Source organism: Citrobacter youngae, from assembly GCF_003818115.1.
GTDB classification, from domain to species: Bacteria; Pseudomonadota; Gammaproteobacteria; order Enterobacterales; family Enterobacteriaceae; genus Citrobacter; species Citrobacter youngae.
In genome coordinates this window covers 15,880-31,433 of record NZ_RPOI01000011.1, presented here as the reverse complement: position 1 = coordinate 31,433, position 15,554 = coordinate 15,880, and the positions used below count along the sequence as shown (strand labels likewise).

Annotated in this window: 14 protein-coding genes; 7 read left to right on the top strand and 7 right to left on the bottom strand. The window is 49.2% G+C overall.

Annotated features, from left to right (window positions below):
• Positions 1–344: 344 nt before the first annotated feature.
• Entirely contained in the window at positions 345–884 is a 540-nt protein-coding gene (locus tag EHN13_RS10565) for a DUF2058 domain-containing protein (RefSeq protein WP_061068240.1), read from the top strand.
• A 100-nt stretch (positions 885–984) separates the two neighbouring features.
• Here EHN13_RS10565 and pgtA read toward each other — a convergent pair whose 3' ends face one another.
• From pgtA to pgtC, 3 genes are read right to left on the bottom strand one after another with little or no spacing between them, the layout of a single operon-like run.
• Positions 985–2,232, bottom strand: coding sequence for a two-component system response regulator PgtA (pgtA, locus tag EHN13_RS10560; protein WP_061068241.1), 1,248 nt, complete (start codon positions 2,230–2,232; stop codon positions 985–987).
• Complete coding sequence (gene pgtB / locus EHN13_RS10555; protein WP_124021365.1) at positions 2,222–4,231, bottom strand: two-component system sensor histidine kinase PgtB; 2,010 nt, start codon at positions 4,229–4,231, stop codon at positions 2,222–2,224. Before pgtB ends, pgtA begins: the two co-directional genes overlap by 11 nt.
• Positions 4,228–5,427, bottom strand: coding sequence for a phosphoglycerate transport regulator PgtC (gene pgtC, locus EHN13_RS10550; protein ID WP_105242214.1), 1,200 nt, complete (start codon positions 5,425–5,427; stop codon positions 4,228–4,230). The genes pgtB and pgtC overlap by 4 nt, the downstream gene beginning before the upstream one ends.
• Before the next feature lie 416 nt (positions 5,428–5,843).
• Between pgtC and pgtP the strand changes: the two genes are divergently transcribed.
• Positions 5,844–7,235: a phosphoglycerate transporter PgtP gene (gene pgtP, locus EHN13_RS10545; protein WP_040231431.1), complete on the top strand. Its 1,392-nt coding sequence runs from the start codon at positions 5,844–5,846 to the stop codon at positions 7,233–7,235.
• Between the two features lie 115 nt (positions 7,236–7,350).
• Here pgtP and EHN13_RS10540 read toward each other — a convergent pair whose 3' ends face one another.
• The gene (locus tag EHN13_RS10540; protein WP_048211012.1) at positions 7,351–7,593 is read right to left on the bottom strand and encodes a YfdY family protein; all 243 of its coding nucleotides are present in this window, start codon (positions 7,591–7,593) and stop codon (positions 7,351–7,353) included.
• Between the two features lie 440 nt (positions 7,594–8,033).
• On the opposite strand from EHN13_RS10540, the gene lpxP reads away from it, so the two are divergent.
• The gene (lpxP, locus tag EHN13_RS10535; RefSeq protein WP_124021364.1) at positions 8,034–8,954 is read left to right on the top strand and encodes a kdo(2)-lipid IV(A) palmitoleoyltransferase; all 921 of its coding nucleotides are present in this window, start codon (positions 8,034–8,036) and stop codon (positions 8,952–8,954) included.
• Positions 8,955–8,995: 41 nt separating this feature from the next.
• On the opposite strand, the gene EHN13_RS10530 is transcribed toward lpxP, so the two are convergent.
• Positions 8,996–9,613, bottom strand: coding sequence for a lysozyme inhibitor LprI family protein (locus EHN13_RS10530; RefSeq protein ID WP_061068243.1), 618 nt, complete (start codon positions 9,611–9,613; stop codon positions 8,996–8,998).
• A gap of 344 nt (positions 9,614–9,957) precedes the next feature.
• On the opposite strand from EHN13_RS10530, the gene ypdK reads away from it, so the two are divergent.
• The gene (gene ypdK / locus EHN13_RS10525; protein ID WP_010723117.1) at positions 9,958–10,029 is read left to right on the top strand and encodes a membrane protein YpdK; all 72 of its coding nucleotides are present in this window, start codon (positions 9,958–9,960) and stop codon (positions 10,027–10,029) included.
• Positions 10,030–10,094: 65 nt separating this feature from the next.
• Here the strand turns inward: ypdK and alaC are convergent, their stop codons facing one another.
• Positions 10,095–11,333, bottom strand: a complete 1,239-nt coding sequence (gene alaC, locus EHN13_RS10520) for an alanine transaminase (protein WP_124021363.1) — start codon at positions 11,331–11,333, stop codon at positions 10,095–10,097.
• 387 nt (positions 11,334–11,720) lie between these two features.
• Between alaC and EHN13_RS10515 the strand changes: the two genes are divergently transcribed.
• From EHN13_RS10515 to EHN13_RS10505, 3 genes are all read left to right on the top strand, one after another.
• Positions 11,721–13,418, top strand: a complete 1,698-nt coding sequence (locus tag EHN13_RS10515; protein WP_086523807.1) for a sensor histidine kinase — start codon at positions 11,721–11,723, stop codon at positions 13,416–13,418.
• Between the two features lie 14 nt (positions 13,419–13,432).
• The gene (locus EHN13_RS10510; protein ID WP_124021362.1) at positions 13,433–14,167 is read left to right on the top strand and encodes a LytR/AlgR family response regulator transcription factor; all 735 of its coding nucleotides are present in this window, start codon (positions 13,433–13,435) and stop codon (positions 14,165–14,167) included.
• Between the two features lie 82 nt (positions 14,168–14,249).
• Positions 14,250–14,450, top strand: coding sequence for a hypothetical protein (locus tag EHN13_RS10505; RefSeq protein ID WP_075551355.1), 201 nt, complete (start codon positions 14,250–14,252; stop codon positions 14,448–14,450).
• A gap of 108 nt (positions 14,451–14,558) precedes the next feature.
• On the opposite strand, the gene glk is transcribed toward EHN13_RS10505, so the two are convergent.
• Entirely contained in the window at positions 14,559–15,524 is a 966-nt protein-coding gene (gene glk / locus EHN13_RS10500; RefSeq protein WP_061068245.1) for a glucokinase, read from the bottom strand.
• Positions 15,525–15,554 lie beyond the last annotated feature (30 nt).

Below are 15,554 nucleotides of genomic sequence, written 5' to 3'. Positions count from 1 at the left end.
GGGAAAATACACCTAGTCCATAAAAGCACTAATTTTTTTATGTGTATAACTAAGTGTATAGAATTTTAATTCCATTATTTATATATTCATAAAAATCAACTAATTAATTCATCAATCACATTCCTGCAGGGGACACCATCACATCTAGAACGCAACGCTCTGTTTTATTTCACCATCACGGTACTTGCCATAGCTCCACACAGTTTCTCCTCCGCCGTTTAGCGCCTGAGCATTTCGCGATGCCAGACAGGAGCCAGACCGGTTTGGCAAACCCCGTATTCTGGCATCCCGTTGGACGTTAAGGTTATAATCCTGACAACGATTTTATTGGATCAGATGCAAAAATGACAAAACTCACCCTACAAGAACAGATGCTGAAAGCTGGCTTAGTTTCCAGCAAAAAAATGGCGAAAGTGCAGAGAACGGCGAAAAAATCACGCGTTCAGGCCCGTGAAGCCAGAGAAGCGGTTGAAGAGAATAAAAAAGCACAAATTGAACGGGATAAGCAGTTAAGCGATCAACAGAAACAAGCGACGCTATCGAAAGAATACAAAGCGCAGATTAAGCAGCTTATTGAAATGAACAAAATCACCATTTCCAAAGGTGATATTGGGTATAACTTCACCGATAATAATCTGATTAAAAAAATCTACGTGGATAAGGTGACACAGGCGCAATTGATTAAAGGACGTCTGGCTATTGCCCGGCTGACTGCTGAAAGCGAGCGTGACAGCGAATATGCTATTATCCCGGCCGTAGTTGCCGATAAAATTGCGCAGCGCGACGACAGCTACATCGTCTTAAATTGCGAGCTGAGTCAGGAAGCGAAAGACGAAGACGATCCGTATGCTGACTTCGTCGTACCTGACGATTTAATGTGGTAAGTGAAAAATGCCGGATAATGAGTCCGGCATTTTTTCTAATAATGAGGTGACGACTCAGATGTTCATTCAATTGCCCTTATCATAACCGCACATCTTCTCTCTAGAACTTATAATGCTCTTTACTTAGCCCGTATTTTCTCATCCGCAAATACAGTTTTTTGCGCGGGATTTGCAGATATTCTGCTACTTCATTAATACGCCCTTGATGAATATTTAGCGCTTCGGTAATGATTTGCCGCTCATACTCTTCAACCCGGCGATCCAACGGTGTCGGTTCCGGCATATGCAACTGCGGATTAGCGGTTTCCGCCAATGGCAGCAACCCAACGGCAAAAAGCTCTGCGGCGTTTGCCAGCTCTCGCACATTACTTAACCACACACGACGTCGCATCCCTTTTAGCAATTCCCCGTCGACCTCCGGAATGGGGTGGTTCAGACGCAGACAGGCTTTTTGCAGGTAATGGCGAAATAGCGGTTCAATATCGTCCGGGCGCAGGGATAGAGGCTGGCAGGCGATTTGCGTCATGGCGAAACAGTAATAGAGTTCGGCCACGATCTGGTTTGTTGCCGCCAGTTCCACCAGCGATGTCGTGCCAACACCAATTAGCCGAAAAGGGCGCCGCTCCTGACTTTGCAGGTGAACCAAATGGTGCTGCTGCTCGCGCGTCAGACACGCTATATGGCTTAATACCAGCGTCCCACCTTGCGCTTGAGCAATCAGCTCACCGAGCTGAGCGGTGTTCCCGGCGGTGAGTTCTGCGCGGATAAACGGCCCCTGGGCGCTACGCCCCAACTGATGCAAATAACGGGCTCCCGTCATACGTCCCGTCCCGGGTTCCCCATAAAACCAGACGGCAAGATCCGTTTCTGCCAGTTGCTGCAGCCGTTGACGGTACTGATTTATCCAGTCGCTGTAGCCAACCAGTTCAACCTGCAGCTTTTGCTGGCAGTAATGACGACGGGCAATCACAGATTTTCGCTGCTGCAACGCCTGTGCAACCAGCAACAGCAGCTTACCGGGATCGACCGGTTTTTGCAGAAAATCCCATGCCCCTTTTTTCACCGCATCCACCGCCATCGGCACATCACCATGTCCGGTAATCAGCAGGATCGGCAGTTGGTTATCATCCTGATGAAAAAGAGCCATCAGTTCGATACCGTTACAGCCGGGCATACACACGTCACTCAGGACGATACCGGGCCAGTCAGCCTGTAGCCAATTTCGGGCATCGTAGGGGTTATTGCACGCGCATACCCGATAGCCTGCCTGCTCAAGCAACAAGGTGTAAGCATCAAGGACATCGGCATCATCATCAATCAGCAGAACAGAATATTCATCACTCAACATCTTCTACATCCGTCAGGTTGAATTGCAGTACCACGCAGGCATTGCGCCCCAGTGTCGATGCCAGGCGTAGCTCGCCGTTCATCAGCGTCATTAACGAGACGCAAATTGATAGCCCAATACCGAGACCAACATCCTTACTGGTGGTAAACGGTTTTAATAGCGACGGTAGCAGCGCACCAGGCCAGCCGGGGCCATTATCGCTGACAAATACACACACCGTGCTGCCCTCAACCTGCCAGTGAACGTCAATCTTCGCGGCAACCGGACAGGCATCCAGCGCATTTGCCAGTATGTTTACCAGAACTTGCTGAATTCTCACCTCATCGCCCATAACCCACACGCGCTCAACCGGCAGCGAAAGCGTACCCTGCTGCGGTTTATGCCGCATAGACAATAACTCCCAGGCCGCGCTGAAGGTTTGCCGTAAATCGACCGGATGCAGCGGTGCCCCCGGCTCTGCCCGGCGCGCAAACTGTCGCAATGAGCGGATAATGGCATCGATACGGGTAATGAGTCCTTCGGCTTTGGTTAACGTGCTTCTGGCCTGCGCCAACTGCTCCTGTTCAATTGCCCTGCCCGCAGTAAACAGATACATCGACAATGCATTCAGTGGTTGATTGATTTCGTGGGCCAGCGTGGTCATGGTCTGTCCGACCACCGCCAGTTTCGCCGTCTGAATCAATTCGCCCTGGGTCGCTCGCAGATCGGCTTCAATCTCCTTACGCTCTGCCACTTCCTGTTCAAGCTGACTTTTTTGCGTATTGAGCTGACCCAGCGTATGGCGCAGTAACCCCGCAATGCGCCCTAGCTCATCACGACCATAAACCGGGATCGAGGCATCGGTTCTGCCAAGACCAATTTGCACCACGGCCTGGTTGAGCGCGGTAAAACGCTTCACCAACCGTGAACGGATAAAGTAGTGGTTTAGTCCCCAGGCAAGAAGCAGCGCCAACAGCGTCGCCAGCAAAATAAGCCCGCCGCTAACGCGAACAATCTGCTCCAGTCGCTGGTTAAACATCTGCATTTGTTGATGGCTACTTCCCAACTGAGCCTCAAGCAATGTTCGAAAACGACCAAGTGTAGCTTCTCTGGCATGACTGGCATCAACCAGCGCTTTTTGCGCCGCGACATAATCGCGCATCGTATCGGGCATTTTATTTTTCATCATCCCGATTTCCAGCAATTCGTCGATGGTTTGCCGCAACGTGATAGTACTGGGCCAGTCGTCCAGGGTACGAATATTTTCATCCGCCGTTTTCTTCAGATTTTCCAGATAGCGAATATGGTTCTCGACCAGCATGCCGTCGTCGCTACCTGACTTCAGTTCATTCAACCTGTCGCGTAAATCATCGACAATCTGGTTTTCAATTCTTGCCAGCGTGTACACCTGTTGCTGCTCATTCTGCACCTCCCTGGCGCGTTTCAGGTACAACGCCGCGTCGCCATTTTTCGCTTCAATTTGATCCAACAACGTTCCCTGCTGCCAGGTGAAATCCTGCACCAGAGAGTTCAGTTCGGTCGTGAAATCATCATGTAACCAGTCGATTCGCGCGGAAAGTTCGCTGACTTTTTCGCGTACCAGGAACATGTTGTAGAGCACCCTGTCCAGCTCGGTCATCAATGCCCGGCTATCTTGCAAAATCACCGCCAGCTGTTGCTGTTCCGCGGGTTGCAATCCCCGGCTCAGCAGTTCAATTTTGTCCAGATGTTCGATGATCTGATTGCGCAGTTGCAGCCGTACGGTCGTATTGGGGGCAAGCAGGAATTCATTAAGCTGATCGACAACCAGGTTAAGATTCCCTTCAATCAAAAAAGCGGAATGTACGCGCGGGAAATAGTCATCGAGCGAATAGCGGATTTGCGAGCTTTGCTCATGCCAGGAATACAAACTGACACAGCTCACGCTCAGCGTCAGTAAAGCCCCCGTCAAAAAAGCCCCCCGCAAACTGCTGCTGATGCTGAGCTGACGAAGACGTTGCCATAGCGAACCGCCTTTCATTGTAGTTCTTCCAGTTTTGATATCGCCAGGCGCTGGTTTTTAAGAAACCAGAGTTGCCACTCCATCATTTGCTGTTCAGCAAAGCTTTTATTATCGAATTGAGCAAGCCAGGCTTCATCTTCGCTGTTCCTGGCGTCGATTGGGACCTGGGTTAACAGCGCTCTGATTTCGGGTAACGGGTGTTTCAGACGAGCTTCCGCACTGTACAGCGCTCGCCAGGCATCCTTAAGCTGCGCGAGGCGGAAACTGATGGCCGTATCAAACATCCTCTGGACCAGTTGTTGACGCTTCAGGATCAGACGGTAATTAAGCGGTGGCTGTTTCATCAAAATGGCCTGTTGGGCTGCACGCGGGTTATCTGCTGCCAGCGACGTTACCGGATATTTACCGGTATTCGCATCTGCAAGGATCCGCTGCCCTTCCGGGCTCAATAAATAGCGGATAAAACGTTGTGCTTCATTGGCACGCGGGCTGTTTTTCAGCACGGCTACGTAGGTCGGCGAGACCGCCGAGTGTGGGAAGTAAGTAAAAGTCAGATTGGGGTCATTGAGCAGCAGATTGGCATAGTTATCAATAACCGGTCCCGCAACGCCCAATCCGCTCTTAATTTTGTCCGCAACACCAAAGCTGCGTGATGAGATGGTCACCAGGTTCCCGGCACTGGCCAGCAATGTCGCCCAACCTTCTTGCCACCCTTTTTGTTGCAGCAGTGATTCAACCATCAGGTGATTGGTATCGGAGCGCGATGGGCTACTCATCAGCAGGGCATTTTGATATTTAGGATGCGTTAAATCACCCCAGTCCGTCGGTGGTGGCAGATGTCGCGCCGTCAGTGCTGAACGATTAATCAGCAGACCAAATCCCGAGAGAGCCACGGCTACAGACGTCGACCGTATTGACTCTGGCACCAGACGCTGGCTTTCCGGCAATGCATTATCAAAAGGAGCAAGTTTCTGATGCTCCTGAAGATGCTGCAGTAGCATCGGCGAAGAGGTCAAAATCAGGTCAACGTTCTCCGCATTCGCGGTATCGAGCAGTTGTTCGAGAGAAGAACTGGTCCGGTTTAGCGTGCGGATCATCACTGACCCCGGCTCCGTTTGCCAGCGCTGAATAATCCAGGCCGTTGCCCCCGGGGAAAACGTCGTCGCCATCACCAGCTCCTTCCCCTGTGCCAGACAGGTCGCCGACAGCGACATAAAACACAGTGAGAGCGCCAACAAACTACCCCGACAGAAAAGTCTGTTTGTGATCCTGCTCATAAATACCAACATCTTCGAAAAATAATATTGAGACAAAATTTACCCGTTTATCACGACACATGGAAAAGATAAAACTGCTATCAAAATAACCAGACGGAATGCGATAACAGAGATAAAGAATACCTGAAAATGTCGTTTGAATTTGTTAATACCCGCACATGCTGATGATAAAAATGCATTAAGAATAATATGCTCTGGCCTCACCACAATTCAAAAAGGTCAAAATCAGTCCCACTTTCAGCAAATTGAGTCAATAGTGACACATTTCTTCAATTTGAATTTCTTAGCCATCTATTTCACTCTTCACTGCGAAAAATCCTGATATTCACATCAATATAAATTTAGGTGATGATATGTTATCAATATTTAAGACAGGGCCATCGGCAAATAAAGTCCCGGAAGAGAAAATTCAGGAGACTTATGGTCGATACCGCATTCAGGCGTTACTTAGCGTATTTCTTGGCTATCTTGCGTATTATATTGTACGCAATAACTTCACCCTCTCTACCCCGTACCTGAAAGAACATCTGGATCTCAGCGCAACACAGATTGGTTTACTCAGCAGTTGTATGCTAATTGCCTATGGGATCAGTAAAGGCATCATGAGTAGCCTGGCAGACAAAGCCAGCCCGAAAGTCTTTATGGCTTGCGGCCTGATCCTGTGCGCCATTGTCAACGTTGGCTTAGGGTTCAGCACCGGATTCTGGATTTTTGCCGCACTGGTCGTCTTCAACGGACTGTTCCAGGGGATGGGCGTCGGTCCCTCGTTTATTACCATCGCCAACTGGTTCCCACGCAAAGAGCGCGGACGCGTTGGCGCATTCTGGAATATCTCACACAACGTCGGTGGCGGTATTGTCGCCCCCATTGTTGGCGCCGCTTTTGCCATTCTCGGCAGCGAACACTGGCAAAGCGCCAGCTATATTGTCCCAGCCTGTGTCGCGGTGCTGTTTGCTTTTATTGTTCTGATGTTGGGCAAAGGCTCACCGCGCGAAGAAGGCTTGCCTGCTCTGGAACAGATGATGCCGGAAGAAAAAGTCGTGTTAAATGCCCGGCACGTAACCCAGGCACCGGAAAACATGAGCGCCTTTCAAATTTTTTGCACCTACGTGCTGCGTAACAAAAATGCCTGGTATGTTTCATTGGTAGATGTTTTTGTCTATATGGTGCGTTTTGGCATGATCAGTTGGTTACCGATTTATCTGTTAACTGAAAAACATTTCTCGAAAGAACAAATGAGTGTGGCGTTCCTGTTTTTCGAATGGGCCGCAATTCCATCCACACTGCTGGCGGGCTGGCTGACCGATAAACTGTTTAAAGGTCGTCGCATGCCGTTGGCCATGATTTGTATGGCGCTGATCTTCGTCTGCCTGATCGGTTACTGGAAAAGTGAATCCCTGCTGATGGTCACTATTTTTGCCGCCATCGTCGGGTGCCTGATCTATGTGCCCCAGTTCCTTGCGTCTGTTCAGACCATGGAAATCGTCCCCAGCTTTGCTGTCGGTTCGGCGGTCGGATTACGCGGTTTTATGAGCTACATTTTTGGTGCATCGCTGGGAACCAGTCTGTTTGGTGTCATGGTCGATAAAATGGGATGGCATGGCGGTTTCTATCTGTTGATGGGCGGGATTGTCTGCTGCATTCTGTTCTGCTATCTGTCTCACCGCGGGGCGCTGGAACTCGAACAACAACGAAAAAATGCCCAACAACAGGACACGGAGTTGCAGCTTGCTGATGCCAGGTAATCGGCTTTAGAGAGAAAAAAGTGCCAGCGATGCTGGCACTTTAGTTTGCTCAAATGGAAGCCAGAAAATCAGTCAATGTGGTACACAATTGCGTTTTCAGTTATGAACCTGCGATTTAATGCTTATTGTCCCCCACCATAAAGCGAATGATCAATCCGCATGTCGGGGCAAGAAAAAGAAACAGTCCCGTTACCATTTCGTTTCCGTCAGTCAACCGTATGGTAAAGAAATAAATTAATGCCGTAAGGATAGCCATGCCGAAAAAAGAACTAATTGACGCGGCAGCGCCCATTACCTGCCAAATATAGCAACTAACGCACAGAATGCTCAATGCGAGGAAAGTCCAAAAATAGAACATAGCGTTACCTCCTGTCTGCCGTAAAAATCGACGTAAGTCCTTACACATCCTTGAGTTTATAGTCTAAGACAATTCCTATCCGTTCGCAATTCGAGCAACATTTTCGCTACAATAACTGTTCATTTTCTGAACCGGGCATTCTCCATTGACCTTTATTTAATCGTCATAAAAACAACATATTATCTATAAGTCTATTCTTGCTTTTTATCGACCAAAAAACATTTACGAAACTTGAGGAATTATTTCTGGATGACATTAATCTTCGGGTGTACATTGTGCGTCCGATCATTCATACCCCTCGTGGTTTGTCCTGACTCAGTTTTACACTCTTTACAGGAACCATTGTCGCTCATAGTGACCTAACTGTTCAGTGACAGAGAGTAACGCTGTAGACAAAGAATCTTCGCGATACATTATTTTCGTACCAACAACAGGTGCTTATGTTCCCCCAATGTAAATTTTCGCGCGCGTTTTTGCATCCGCGCTACTGGCTCACATGGTTCGGTGTCGGTGTGCTCTGGTTACTGGTGCAACTCCCTTATCCTGTTTTATGTTTTCTGGGCACCCGTACAGGTACGCTGGCGCGCCCATTTTTAAAGCGCCGGGAATCCATTGCCCATAAAAATCTCGAACTCTGTTTCCCGAATCTGTCGCAAGAAGAAAGGAACAAACTGGTCGACGAAAACTTCCGCTCACTCGGCATGGCACTGCTTGAAACCGGTATGGCCTGGTTCTGGCCAGATCGCCGGGTGCGTAAATGGTTTGATGTTGAAGGTCTGGACAACCTGCAACGCGCTCAGGCGCATAACCGTGGCGTAATGGTAGTAGGCGTGCATTTTATGTCGCTGGAACTGGGGGGCCGCGTGATGGGGCTTTGCCAGCCAATGATGGCAACCTACCGCCCGCACAACAACAAATTAATGGAGTGGATACAAACCCGCGGCCGTATGCGCTCGAACAAAGCCATGATCGGCAGAAATAATCTGCGCGGCATTGTCGGCGCACTGAAAAAAGGGGAAGCCGTATGGTTTGCGCCCGATCAGGATTATGGCCGTAAAGGCAGTTCATTTGCGCCATTCTTCGCCGTCAAAGATGTTGCGACAACCAACGGTACCTACGTGCTGTCACGTTTGTCGGGGGCGAAAATGCTGACCGTCACCATGGTGAGAAAATCTGATAACTCCGGCTACCGTCTGTTTATCACGCCAGAAATGGAAGGTTACCCGGAAGATGAAAACCTGGCCGCGGCCTATATGAACAAAATTATCGAAAAAGAGATCATGCGCGCCCCCGAGCAGTATCTCTGGATCCACCGTCGCTTCAAAACGCGCCCGATGGGTGAAGCCTCGTTGTATATCTAAAAAGAAAGGCCGCAAGGCCTTTCTTCTTTTCTACGGCTAAATTACTTAACGCCCCACTTGTTCTGGAGTTCAGTCATTCGCTCATTATAGCTTCGGGCAATGCAGGCTGGCTCATCATCCTTCTCCTTCCAGCACTCGTTGCGTCCTTTGATCCACCCGCGCTGTTCCGCTTTAAGCATCGGGTCATTCTTCGATTTAGCCAGTGCCTGTTTAAAAATCCCGTTCAATTTCATGTCCATTGCAGAAAGCGACGGGCTCTGGCAAATAATATCTTCCGCACTTCCCTTTTGAACCGCAGAGCAAGAGTAAGACGGACCGGCGTTGGCCGATTTTTTCGCTGGAGAATAATCAACATTATCCTCAGGCTGACAAATCCCATGCTTGCGGTTTGGGCCAGCCCAGGATACTTCCGGGTTTCCGTCATCTTTTCTGGAAATTGAGACGGTATTTTTACCGCTCTTCGCCTCCCAGTAATTTTCATTGAAGCTTTTAATGGTCGCTTTTGCGCCATTAATCCATACATTGCCTTTACCATCACTATTCACACCACCAATACTTGCGCAGCTGAAATTGAACGCTTGCGGTGCAGCCGCCATTGACGTCAATGGCGCAAGAACAAGTGCTAACATCATTAATCTGGTCATTTTTAACCTTTTCATTATCAAATTCCGCGAAAAAATTAACCGCATTAACCTCAAGGTGATATGAGAATTCTCTGAGTAACAGTCACGTCGCTCAATAGCAATTTATTACCGTCAGAAATTAAACTGTCGCCGAATCACGACACTTGTAAGTTACTAAAATTAAATAAAAAAATGCCTCTTGTTTCACCTCATTTTTAGGCGTACATTAGCGCCGTCTGGAGCATTAAAGCTCAGAATTCTGAGGTGATGCAGCCAAGTAAGCGCGGGGTATTCTCCCTTTCGTTTATGCTCGCATCAGCTCTCTGTCAGGTAAGCATATGTTCATTGAGACGTACCCCAGGTACGCGGAGAGATGAAAAGTGAAATATTTCTTTATGGGCATTTCTTTTATGGTCATCGTTTGGGCCGGTACTTTCGCCCTGATGATCTAAATAAAAAGACGCAGCAAAAAAACAGGAGCCATTTGGCTCCTGTTTGCGTTTGGGGAATCGTGTTATCAGTCGGTACTTTCCGTGGTCGATTTCGCACTGGCAGGCAGCAAACCATCCGCGCGAAACATTGCTTTGATGCCGCGAATTGCCTGGCGGGTACGGTCACGGTTTTCAATCAACGCAAAGCGCACGTGTGTATCACCATAGTCCCCAAAGCCAATCCCCGGCGAAATACAAACCTTCGCCTCATTCAGCAATTTTTTGGCAAATTCAAGCGACCCCATTGCGGCGTATTGCTCTGGAATTTTCGCCCACACGTACATCGACGCTTTTGGCATTTCAACCATCCAGCCCGCTTCATGCAGCCCTTTGACCAGCACATCACGACGACGCTTATATTGCTCAGCGATATCCCGTACGCACTGCTGATCGCCTTCCAGCGCGGCAATAGCGGCTACCTGCAGCGGTGTAAACGTTCCGTAATCGTGATAGCTCTTAATGCGCGCCAGTGCGTTTACCAGCGTTTTATTGCCAACCATAAAGCCAATGCGCCACCCCGCCATGTTATAGCTTTTCGACAAGGTGAAAAATTCAACGGCAACATCACGGGCACCCGGAACCTGCATAATCGATGGTGCTTTCCAGCCATCGTAGACAATATCGGCATAGGCCAGGTCATGAACCACCAGCACGTCGTAGCGTTTAGCCAGTGCGACGACCTTTTCGAAAAACTCCAGTTCGACACACTGCGCCGTCGGGTTGGACGGGAAGCCTAAGATCATCATCTTCGGTTTCGGGTAGCTTTCGCGAATCGCGCGCTCCAGTTCATTAAAGAAGTCGACCCCTTCCACCAGCGGCACGGAACGCACCTGTGCTCCGGCGATAACGGCACCATAAATATGGATGGGGTAACTGGGATTAGGCACCAGAACCGTGTCGCCGTGATCCAATGTAGCCAACATCAGGTGAGCCAGCCCCTCTTTGGAGCCAATTGTTACAATAGCTTCGGATTCAGGATCGATCTCGACGTCATAGCGTTCCTGATACCAGCGAGAAATCGCCCGACGTAAACGAGGAATACCGCGCGATGTTGAATAACCGTGGGTATCCGGGCGCTGCGCCACGGTACACAGTTTTTCGACAATATGAGGAGGCGTGGCCCCATCCGGGTTCCCCATGCTGAAATCGATAATATCTTCGCCGCGCCGACGCGCAGCCATCTTCAGTTCAGCGGTAATGTTAAAAACGTAAGGGGGAAGACGATCAATACGCGTAAAACGACGTTCAGGGCGGGAATCAGCCATAATATCCTCAGATGTACGTTAGCGCCCGGACCGTCCGAGCGACGCTGCCACGATGGTGGCACGTTTAGAAAATAGCCTGATTAATTTCCTTCTGTCGAGAGGTACAGCAAAATATTTTTTATCGGCATAAAAGAGGAACAACATTTCTAAAACGGGAAATTCATGAATATCCAACCCTTATGAAATCACCAATTATTAACATTTTGTTGTTAAATACATTACGTTGAGGTCCACCTTCTCTGGCGAGATATTGTAAATACAACAATCATGCAACAATCCCCTTTTAATATTGTGGTTTTTCCTCATTAGTCCATGCTGACAGGGATGCTGGTCATCCTGCCTCAGGTTACCTATCATAGAGGTTTAACCCCTTCGCAAGAGTCACCTGTGCACGAAATATTCAATATGCTGCTGGCGGTCTTTGATCGGGCAGCGCTGATGCTGTTCTGTCTGTTTTTCCTGATTCGTATCCGCCTGTTCCGCGAACTGTTGCACAAGTCAGCCCACTCGGTGAAAGAGCTGCTCGCCGTTACTGCCATTTTCTCCATGTTTGCACTGTTCAGCACCTGGTCTGGTGTACCGGTAGAAGGCTCACTGGTTAACGTGCGTATTATTGCCGTGATGTCAGGAGGAATTCTGTTCGGCCCATGGGTCGGTATCATTACCGGACTCATCGCGGGTACACACCGTTATCTGATTGATATTGGAGGTGTTACCGCCCTTCCCTGTTTTATTACCAGTATCCTTGCTGGCTGTATTGCGGGTTGGATCAACCGAAAAATCCCTAAGGCGCAACACTGGCGCGCCGGTATTTTAGGCGGGATGCTTTGCGAGTCATTGACCATGATTCTGGTGGTCGCCTGGGCCCCCACTACCGAACTGGGGCTGGATATTGTCTCGAAAATCGGTATCCCAATGATCCTTGGCAGCGTCTGTATCGGCTTTATCGTCATGCTGGTACAAAGCGTGGAAGGAGAGAAAGAAGCCAGTGCGGCAAAACAGGCTAAACTGGCGCTGGATATCGCTAACAAAACCCTGCCGCTTTTTCGTCAGGTCAATAGCGAGTCGCTACGCCAGGTGTGCGAGATTATTCGCCATGATATTCATGCAGATGCCGTCGCGATCACCAATACCCAGCACGTTCTGGCCTATGTCGGCGTGGGTGAACTGAACTACCGCGATAACGATGATTTCGTTAGCCCTACCACCCAGCAGGCGATAAATTACGGAAAAATCATCATAAAGAACAATGATGAAGCACATCGCACACCGGAAATACACTCCATGCTGGTAATACCGTTGTGGGAAAAAGGTGTGGTCACCGGTACGCTGAAAATCTACTACTGCCATGCCCACCAGATCACCTCCTCATTACAAGAAATGGCTATCGGCCTGTCACAAATTATCTCAACTCAGCTTGAGGTTTCCCGTGCCGAGCAGCTACGTGAAATGGCAAATAAGGCAGAGTTGCGGGCACTACAAAGTAAAATAAATCCCCATTTCCTGTTTAATGCGTTAAACGCGATCTCATCGTCAGTGCGGCTTAACCCGGACACTGCACGCCAGCTCATTTTTAATTTATCTCGCTATCTTCGCTATAATATTGAATTAAAAGATGATGAGCAGATCGACATCAAGAAAGAGCTGTATCAAATTAAGGATTACATTGCCATTGAGCAGGCCCGTTTTGGCGATAAGTTGACGGTTATTTATGATATTGATGAAGAGGTCAGCTGTTTTATTCCCAGCCTGCTGATTCAGCCATTGGTTGAAAATGCCATCGTTCATGGGATCCAACCCTGCAAAGGGAAAGGTGTGGTCACTATCAGCGTGGCGGAATGTGGTAATCGGGTGCGCATTGCCGTCAGAGATACCGGTCATGGTATCGATCCAAAAGTCATTGAACGCGTTGAGTCCAATGAAATGCCGGGCAATAAAATTGGCCTGTTGAATGTGCATCACCGCGTTAAACTCCTGTACGGCGAAGGGCTACATATCCGCCGTCTTGAGCCTGGCACAGAGATTGCTTTTTACGTGCCAAACCAGCACTCACCTGCAGCAGCCCCGGCCACATTATTGCTTTAACCAGGAGTTAAGTTGTGAAAGTCATCATTGTTGAAGATGAATTCCTGGCCCAACAGGAACTTAGCTGGCTGATAAAAGAGCACAGCCAGATGGAGATTGTCGGCACATTAGACGACGGTCTGGATGTGCTTAAATACCTGCAGCACAACCGCGTTGACGCTATTTTTCTGGATATTAATATTCCGTCACTGGATGGTGTGCTGCTGGCGCAAAACATCAGTCAGTTCGCGCATAAACCCTTTATTGTGTTTATTACTGCCTGGAAAGAACACGCTGTTGAAGCCTTTGAACTGGAAGCGTTTGACTACATTCTGAAACCGTACCAGGAATCACGGATTGTCGGCATGTTGCAAAAACTGGAGGCAGCCTGGCAGCAACAGCAAACAGGAACCCCCCTTACCAGCCCGGTGATGCGTGAAAACGATACGATCAACCTGATCAAAGACGAGCGGATCATCGTTACGCCAATCAACGATATTTACTACGCTGAAGCCCATGAAAAGATGACCTTCGTCTACACGCGACGCGAATCGTATGTCATGCCGATGAACATCACCGAATTTTGCAGCAAACTGCCTGCTTCACATTTTTTCCGCTGCCACCGCTCATTCTGCGTAAACCTGAACAAAATCCGCGAGATCGAACCGTGGTTTAACAACACCTATATTTTGCGATTAAAAGATCTGGAATTTGAAATCCCGGTTAGCCGGAGCAAAGTAAAAGAATTCAGGCAATTAATGCATTTATAGTGCGATTAGTCATGATCGTGCGGATCGTTGTAAAATGGCGATCTACTGCCGGTGCTATAAAACGTAATAAAGTGAATTTTCAATGAAATACAGACATGCGCTATCCCAGCTATGTTTTCAGATGCTGGAAATGGGTGCGGATCGCCGTACGGTGAAAAAAGCCCTCACCTCCCGTCGAATGAAGGCTCGTCAGGCTGTCGTACTGCTGTGCAAGCAAGAGATGGTGCTACTGAGAGCCGGGAAACTGCCGATACAAAACGCAACAAGCACGACATCTCACTGACAATAACAGGTCGCGAGCTAACTAAACCATTAACTCGCGACCACTTCGCGTACAGAGCATGCTACAGGCTAAACTGAATTAACTAAGAGCAACCTTCCGGCACGAGTCTTACAGAATGTGCCCCAGCGTCTGGCGTAAGTGCGCGCCGGAACCAAGCAGACCTGGATTATCATGCACAATCAGATATACCGGGATATCCTGCACATAGGCTTTAAAGCGCCCTTTATCCTCAAAACCACCGCGAAAACCCGACGCTTTAAAGAATTCCAGGAAGCGCGGCACTATGCCTCCAGCAATGTACACCCCGCCAAACGTCCCCAGCGTTAATGCCAGATCGCCGCCAAACCGGCCCATGATGACGCAAAACAGCGACAGTGCACGGCGACAGTCAATACAGGAATCGGCCAGGGCGCGTTCCGTAATGTCTTTCGGTTGCAGATTTTCCGGCAAACGTCCGTCGGATTTCACAATCGCACGATACAGATTTACCAGCCCAGGACCAGAAAGCACGCGCTCCGCAGAAACGTGACCAATCTCAGCCCGCAGCACTTCCAGGATAATCGCTTCTTCCTCGCTGTTCGGCGCAAAATCTACATGCCCCCCCTCGCCTGGCAGGCTCACCCAGCGTTTATCCACATGAACCAGATGCGCCACGCCGAGACCGGTGCCTGCGCCATAGACCGCAATAGGTTTGCCCTCGACAGGCTCAGCGCCGCCAAACTGGATCAAATGCTCTTTTTTCAGCATTGGGATTGCCATTGATACGGCTGTGAAATCATTGATGATTTCCAGATGGCTAAAGCCCAGATTCTTTTTCATCTCGGTAATAGAAAATGCCCAGGTATGGTTGGTCATGGCCACCCAGTCGCCGGTTATTGGGCAGGCAATAGCGATACAGCCATCTTTGACGCTAACGCTATGCTCATCCAGGTACACGCGCACAACGGCTTCAAGGCTTGGGTAATCCAGCCCGGAATAGGTTTTCGCCTGCGAAATCTCGCCACTGGCAATATCGCACAGAGCAAGACGCGCATTGGTGCCGCCAACATCACCCACTAAAGCATATTTTGTCATTCTTCCACGGCTCCGCTAAAGTCAGAATAC